This window comes from Ferrimicrobium sp. (assembly GCF_027364955.1).
In the GTDB taxonomy this organism is placed as follows: domain Bacteria; phylum Actinomycetota; class Acidimicrobiia; order Acidimicrobiales; family Acidimicrobiaceae; genus Ferrimicrobium.
The window spans coordinates 1-5,450 of record NZ_DAHXOI010000011.1 but is presented as its reverse complement, the minus strand read 5'-3'; the positions used below and the strand labels follow the sequence as shown (position 1 = coordinate 5,450).

Below are 5,450 nucleotides of genomic sequence, written 5' to 3'. Positions count from 1 at the left end.
ACGACGACAGCCTCGGTATTGGCTGCGTACTCGAGTGCAGCAACGACGGCACCGGTGTCGAGATGTGCTATCGCGCCGGTCAGAAAAAATCTGCCCTTTTGCAAAGCTATCAATCGTGCTCCGCCGCTTAGAGCCTGGAAAGCACTATCAAGGAGGGAATAGGATAGATTTTCCCGGACGTCGCCGACAATGACGTGAGTGACCGGGTCTCGGGACTTAGGGGACACAAGTGGAAAACGCGTTCCGAGTTGACTGGCGACTTCCTGATTTGTTACGGGCAGAATCGCGACATCGGCACAAGCAGCAAGCAGCACTTCGACTGCGGTCACTGAAGTGAAAAGCTCCGATGCCTTCACGTCCAGCCCCTTAGCCCAAAGACTCTTAAGCATCCCAGGTGTGGACTTCGAGTCGGTGTTGGTGAGGAACCGGATTACGTGGCCGTCCGCTCGAAGAATGTCGAGCGCAGCGATGACACCAGGGACGATTCCTGCATGGGTGTAGACGGTGCCGTCGAGATCGATGAGCAGCAGGTGAGATTCCATGAGATTAGCTTCCTGTCTCCGCAGATGTGAGAGTCGGATGACAGTTATCCCTGAGGAATGACAACTTTGAATACACGCCTCGTTCCGTAACAATGCCGTTGTCAGCTAAGAAACCCTCACGCCAGGTCGCGATCTCCTCTAGTTCGGCCCACACGTCATCATCTGAAACTGGCAGGACAGACCGTGTCCGCAGATATTCCAACACACATTGCACCATCGCGATTTCCGGGTTATCGACGAGCCTGCTATGGTCAAAGAAGATCCCATAGACATGCCCTGTGGCCAGAGATTCGAAATTGATATCGTACCTGACTCGTTGAAACGGTGGATAGGGCACGGGATTAACTGCGAAGCGCTTTCGAAGATAAGATTCTAGGTCAGAAATCCCGTTAGGCTCTCTGTAATGACGCTCGCCCCGGCGCGTCGCATCTTCGATGAACCATTTTCGCTTGATCGTATAGCCGCCGGTAGACAGCGGAATGAAAGAGATGTAACCCTGTTCCAGCGATGGTGACGGCACTTCGGACAGGATGTTCAAATAGTCCCATGACTGAAACTCATCGCCATATTCGGGTACGTAGCCTTGCAGATCACCATCTCGTACAGCATTGTAGATTTTGACCGTGACACCCCAAATATCGAGCGAGGTGTCGAGCCGGTCCTTGTGCTCAAGTTCCTCGCCTTCAAATAACTTCAGGTAATAGCACTGGTGATTGTTAAGGAATAGTGAATTCCTACGAACCAACTCGGCACTTTGCGTCAAGACTGATAACAGACCGTCTTCCGGTCGCCAACTGAGCGGCGTATCAGTAACCCGAATGAACAGTGCATCGCGGTCACTAAATCTGATTCGAGTAAATACATGCACTCCAGCAAAATGTTCCTCGGATTGCGCAAGGACAAAGAGTGGAACTGTCTTTGCTGCCGTATCGGAGTCGCCGAGTACAGCCACCAGCCCGCTTCCGACTTGCATACGGTTGAAGAGACAATCCCACATTATTGTTCTCCACCGGGGAGTCACCGATCCGGACGTGGTCACCGCGATAGCGACCCGTTGTGAGACATCCCAACGGAGAATAAGTGTGTTCGCGTTGCGCGCGCCTACGACGATATCGGTACGTGCAACGTTTGGGACATAAATAAGGCACACGTCATCAGAGCCTGAGGGAACAGCCGTGCCATCGAGATATGACCGCGGACCGCATAGCAGTTGAATCTGATCTAATTCGCTCATGTGGAGACAACCTTTCCATCAGCAATCACCACATGATCACCGAGCGGCTCACCAGTGACCGCCGCTGGGATCCGGGCTTCTCTGAGGAGGATAGCAAGATGACAAAGCGTGGATCCTTGGTCAAATACAAACCCGCTTACTTGGTCGAAGAAAACAGAGAGCACTGCATAGGGGAACCGAGTTCGCACGATCGGCTTCTCGTCGGCAGCTGCGATTTCATCAAGAAGCTCGGCTATTGGATCGTGGTCGGTGACGTTCAACGCTTGGTCGATGCTGACGGCCGGCCCAATGGAAAGACGCGCGAGGAGCTCGTCCCTGTCGCGAAGGTCAAGGATTGGCCCGGAACAGACTCCGACGGACATCGTTGTGCCGCTCGACACTGCTGCCTGATCGGCCGTCGTCGGAACAGAATAGTCGGCGAAATAGAGTTCGCCACATTCCACAACCCATTCAAGAGTTGTGGTGCCGTGTTGTTTCGCCATGGCGACCGTCATTGACAAGAGTGCCGAACGAAAGCGCTCTAATACGATGATGACATCCGGGGCAAGTTCGCCCAAGTTTGTGATTCCGGATCCATCTAATAGGACCTGAGTGGCCCCAGAGGTGCCGCGATTCAGGGCCATGAGACCATCGGCAGACACCTCCACAAGTACGCCAGTCTCGATTTGGGTCGTAATGACTCCGGCGTCGCCGCGAATGTACTCGCGAACGATCGCCGATCCGAGTTCTCCCGAGACGACTCCGGCAACGCGCTCTGAGAGGGCCGCAAACAGGTCCTGTTTGGGACTGATGACTTGACGGATGTTCTCACCGAAATCGATAACGCACTCGGACGAGCTACAAGACTCAACAAAATCAGCGATTGAGCAATAAAGATCGACATCTTGCAGTCCAGCTGTATTGTACGCGACAACAATGCCTTCGCCAGTGCGAAGACCCAGGGATCGGGCGAGGCGACGCGCCTCACCACGCTTCACCTCATAGGAGGCGTATATGAGGGCGACGTCACCCAATGGGAAATCAACCGAGAGCGAACCGACATAAAGCGGTACCGTGGCAAGGAAGGGCGTACTTCGGTAGGCGGAGTCATCGAAACCTGCAGTTACATATCGACATTGCAGCACGTAAACTCTATCGCTGTCAACTGCCCATTCAACCTCGACATCGTGTCCCTCCAGCGCGTGAATTTCTCGGATCTCGTCGATAACTTTCGCAATAACCCCGTCTACCGCGACCTCAGTCTCCATATCCTCGGTATCGACGGTAATCCCCTCAATCACTCCTGCTACGAGCTGGTCTGCGACTCCCTCGACGAAACTCAATCGAACGCGAGGAAGTCCATTTGAGGCATGGGACTGGCTGAAAGCAACACCTGCAATTATCGGCATTACCATGCGTTGAACAAAGAGAGCGAGCCGTGGTACTGAGGAGTAGTCACCGCGACGGATCCGAGATAAGACCGCGGGCGCTTCGAACCAGGACCGAAACACATCTTCGATAGCGGCTATCACTCCTTCGATATCCCTGAGCCCAAGAACACTCCGGTGATTTCCAGCCAAGCTCTGAGTAGCGCCGTCCTCTTCAAGGCCGGAGGAACGCACCGCCAATAGCGATCCCGGCTGCTCACCGAGGAACTCGCCGATGCGATAGCGCAGCAGCTTTCGTTCTGAATCTGCTAATCGGTACCCAGAAGCAGCCTTCTCTATTGACTTGACAGTCTTGCCGAGGAACGCGCCCACCGTTGCTCCCAGATCACACATCAAAAACCCAACCTGCACTTGGATGTCATCGTCGAGCGAAGCTTTAAGGAACGACGCAGGCATCACGAAAGCATCGGGGACGGGAAATGTGCGGGAAAGTCGAGCAATGTCGCGAACTTAAGGCCAACGTCATCGTGACTGAAGTCAGAATCTAGGCGCGGAAGATTCGCACGCGCTTCGGTCTTCAGATAATCGAGATAGATGTCGCTCGTCCGGGGACCAATGGCTCCTTGATATTTGCCTTCGTAAAGATTGACATCTCCTCTCACCTGCCACCACATCATTTGGCCGATAGCCATTCCTGCATAGACGCGCAGCCGACGTGCGGAATAGAGTTGGAGAGTCCACTGACCGATGAAACCGATGTCGCCAAGACTCGCAGATAGATTAATGAACAGGCCAAGACGAGCTATCGAAGAACGAGCCGCAAATGTTGGCGCGTAAACCGTACCGCCTAGTCTCTCAATCGTATGCGCAAGATACAACTTTCCGGGCTCAAGGACAAACCCTTCGGGCCCTATCGTTTGTTCGACGAAGTCATTCTGATTCCTGGGATCGAGTATGTCGCTACAATATTCACGCAGAGTGGGCCCGAGGCGAAAATTGTAACTATTCGGATTGATGTGTTCGACTAGAAACGGTTCAATGACGATGTAGCCTGCATCACGAGCTAACTTAATCACGGATCTGGAAAGGATCATTCATCCTCCTATGTCATTAAGTTTCAGACCTGCACTGGGGCTAGTCGATGAGTTCGGGAATGCCATCATCTCGAACGGATATAGGATATAGAACGTCCTCGCACACTTTCCTTCATGCCTCGCGCCGCGCTGGGTGTTGGCTAATCCTTTTCGAGAGTGCACTACAGACCTCGCCGGTGTCAGTGCGCTTGGCATGTACCCGTGCGGGGAGTTAGTACGTCATAACTCTGGCCCTTGCCAGAATGGCACCCCTTACCTATCTTCGCGGGCCGCCCACTTCCTTTAGCCTCGCTGACCCATCTCGATCCGTCTCCATTCTCCCTCCCCCGCTTCCTCACCTCATTTGCCTTCATCCGCTACATTATTCGACTTTCTCAGTTTTGAGGCCTCTGAGGTACCCCTAGCGGTTGGCCGCCATTTCGGATTTGGGGCCGGCTGGTCTTGGTTGAAGTCGCCTTGGTCGCCTTGGTCGCCTTCGGTTTGGGTCTAGCCGCGGCCGGCTCCACCAGTTCGAGGCTAAGGTCTTGGAGCTGGCTCACCAAATCTCGGATCTTGCGGGCGTTGTCGAACATCGGCTGGTAGTTGGTGACCTCCTCATCGTTCAGTATGCGCGTCACAGTCTTGTTGTCGGCCTTGCGAGTCCAGAACGCGTAGGGGCCATGTAACTGCGGGGGCTCTCCGTGACAGCGGCAGTTCTGCTTGCCGCACCGGTAGGCCTTCACCGTGAGCGACCCCGGCAGTGCGAAGCCGATCTCCGCGAGCTGAGCGGCGAGCTTGGCTTGCTTGGCTTGTTGCCTCGCGTTCACTTTCACACGGGCCTCCTTTTCGATCTTGTCGTCCGCACCATCCACCCTATGCGATCAGAACCTTAGTAGAATACTAAGGTTCACGACCAAAGGGAGGCGGCATGACAAGGGACGAGCGCAAGACTCGAGAGGAGGTGCCGATGCCAGCCTCGCTGGCGGCGTTGCTCGGCGAGTTCCGTGGCTGTTTCAGCGCCTGGACGTTCCCGGTGTTCTGTGGACTGGCCTGTGGGCTGCTCGCCCAGGGCGACCGTCGCACCGTGTGCGCGATGCTGGTCGGCGCACAACTGCCACGGACCTGGAGCCACCACCGTAGGGTGGCGGGAGGGATCTTCCCCCTCCCGCTCCCGTCAAACCGGACGTGAACCTCTCGATTCATCCGGCTTCCTGCTCGCAGCTGCTCTGTGTTG

Annotated in this window: 6 protein-coding genes; 1 reads left to right on the top strand and 5 read right to left on the bottom strand. The window is 55.0% G+C overall.

What is annotated here, in order from left to right; all coding sequences use genetic code 11:
* The 5 genes from M7Q83_RS08575 to M7Q83_RS08555 all read right to left on the bottom strand — a co-directional run.
* Positions 1-542 (bottom strand): hypothetical protein (locus M7Q83_RS08575; RefSeq protein WP_298337447.1); only part of this gene is annotated, 542 nt, incomplete at its 3' end.
* 4 nt (positions 543-546) lie between these two features.
* The gene (locus M7Q83_RS08570; RefSeq protein WP_298337444.1) at positions 547-1,776 is read right to left on the bottom strand and encodes a hypothetical protein; all 1,230 of its coding nucleotides are present in this window, start codon (positions 1,774-1,776) and stop codon (positions 547-549) included.
* On the bottom strand, positions 1,773-3,599 hold the full coding sequence (locus M7Q83_RS08565; RefSeq protein WP_298337441.1) for a PEP/pyruvate-binding domain-containing protein: 1,827 nt from the start codon (positions 3,597-3,599) through the stop codon (positions 1,773-1,775). The genes M7Q83_RS08570 and M7Q83_RS08565 overlap by 4 nt, the downstream gene beginning before the upstream one ends.
* On the bottom strand, positions 3,599-4,237 hold the full coding sequence (locus M7Q83_RS08560) for a hypothetical protein (RefSeq protein ID WP_298337438.1): 639 nt from the start codon (positions 4,235-4,237) through the stop codon (positions 3,599-3,601). The genes M7Q83_RS08565 and M7Q83_RS08560 overlap by 1 nt, the downstream gene beginning before the upstream one ends.
* 374 nt (positions 4,238-4,611) lie before the next feature.
* Positions 4,612-5,049, bottom strand: a complete 438-nt coding sequence (locus M7Q83_RS08555; protein ID WP_298337435.1) for a DUF6788 family protein — start codon at positions 5,047-5,049, stop codon at positions 4,612-4,614.
* Positions 5,050-5,144: 95 nt separating this feature from the next.
* On the opposite strand from M7Q83_RS08555, the gene M7Q83_RS08550 reads away from it, so the two are divergent.
* The gene (locus tag M7Q83_RS08550; RefSeq protein ID WP_298337432.1) at positions 5,145-5,405 is read left to right on the top strand and encodes a hypothetical protein; all 261 of its coding nucleotides are present in this window, start codon (positions 5,145-5,147) and stop codon (positions 5,403-5,405) included.
* Positions 5,406-5,450 lie beyond the last annotated feature (45 nt).

Bases quoted from the DNA above. Each gene is read 5' to 3' on its own strand.
- M7Q83_RS08550 (WP_298337432.1), top strand. From the start codon at position 5,145: ATGACAAGGGACGAGCGCAAGACTCGAGAGGAGGTGCCGATGCCAGCC.
- M7Q83_RS08570 (WP_298337444.1), bottom strand. From the start codon at position 1,776: ATGAGCGAATTAGATCAGATTCAACTGCTATGCGGTCCGCGGTCATAT.
- M7Q83_RS08560 (WP_298337438.1), bottom strand. From the start codon at position 4,237: ATGATCCTTTCCAGATCCGTGATTAAGTTAGCTCGTGATGCAGGCTAC.
- M7Q83_RS08565 (WP_298337441.1), bottom strand. From the start codon at position 3,599: ATGCCTGCGTCGTTCCTTAAAGCTTCGCTCGACGATGACATCCAAGTG.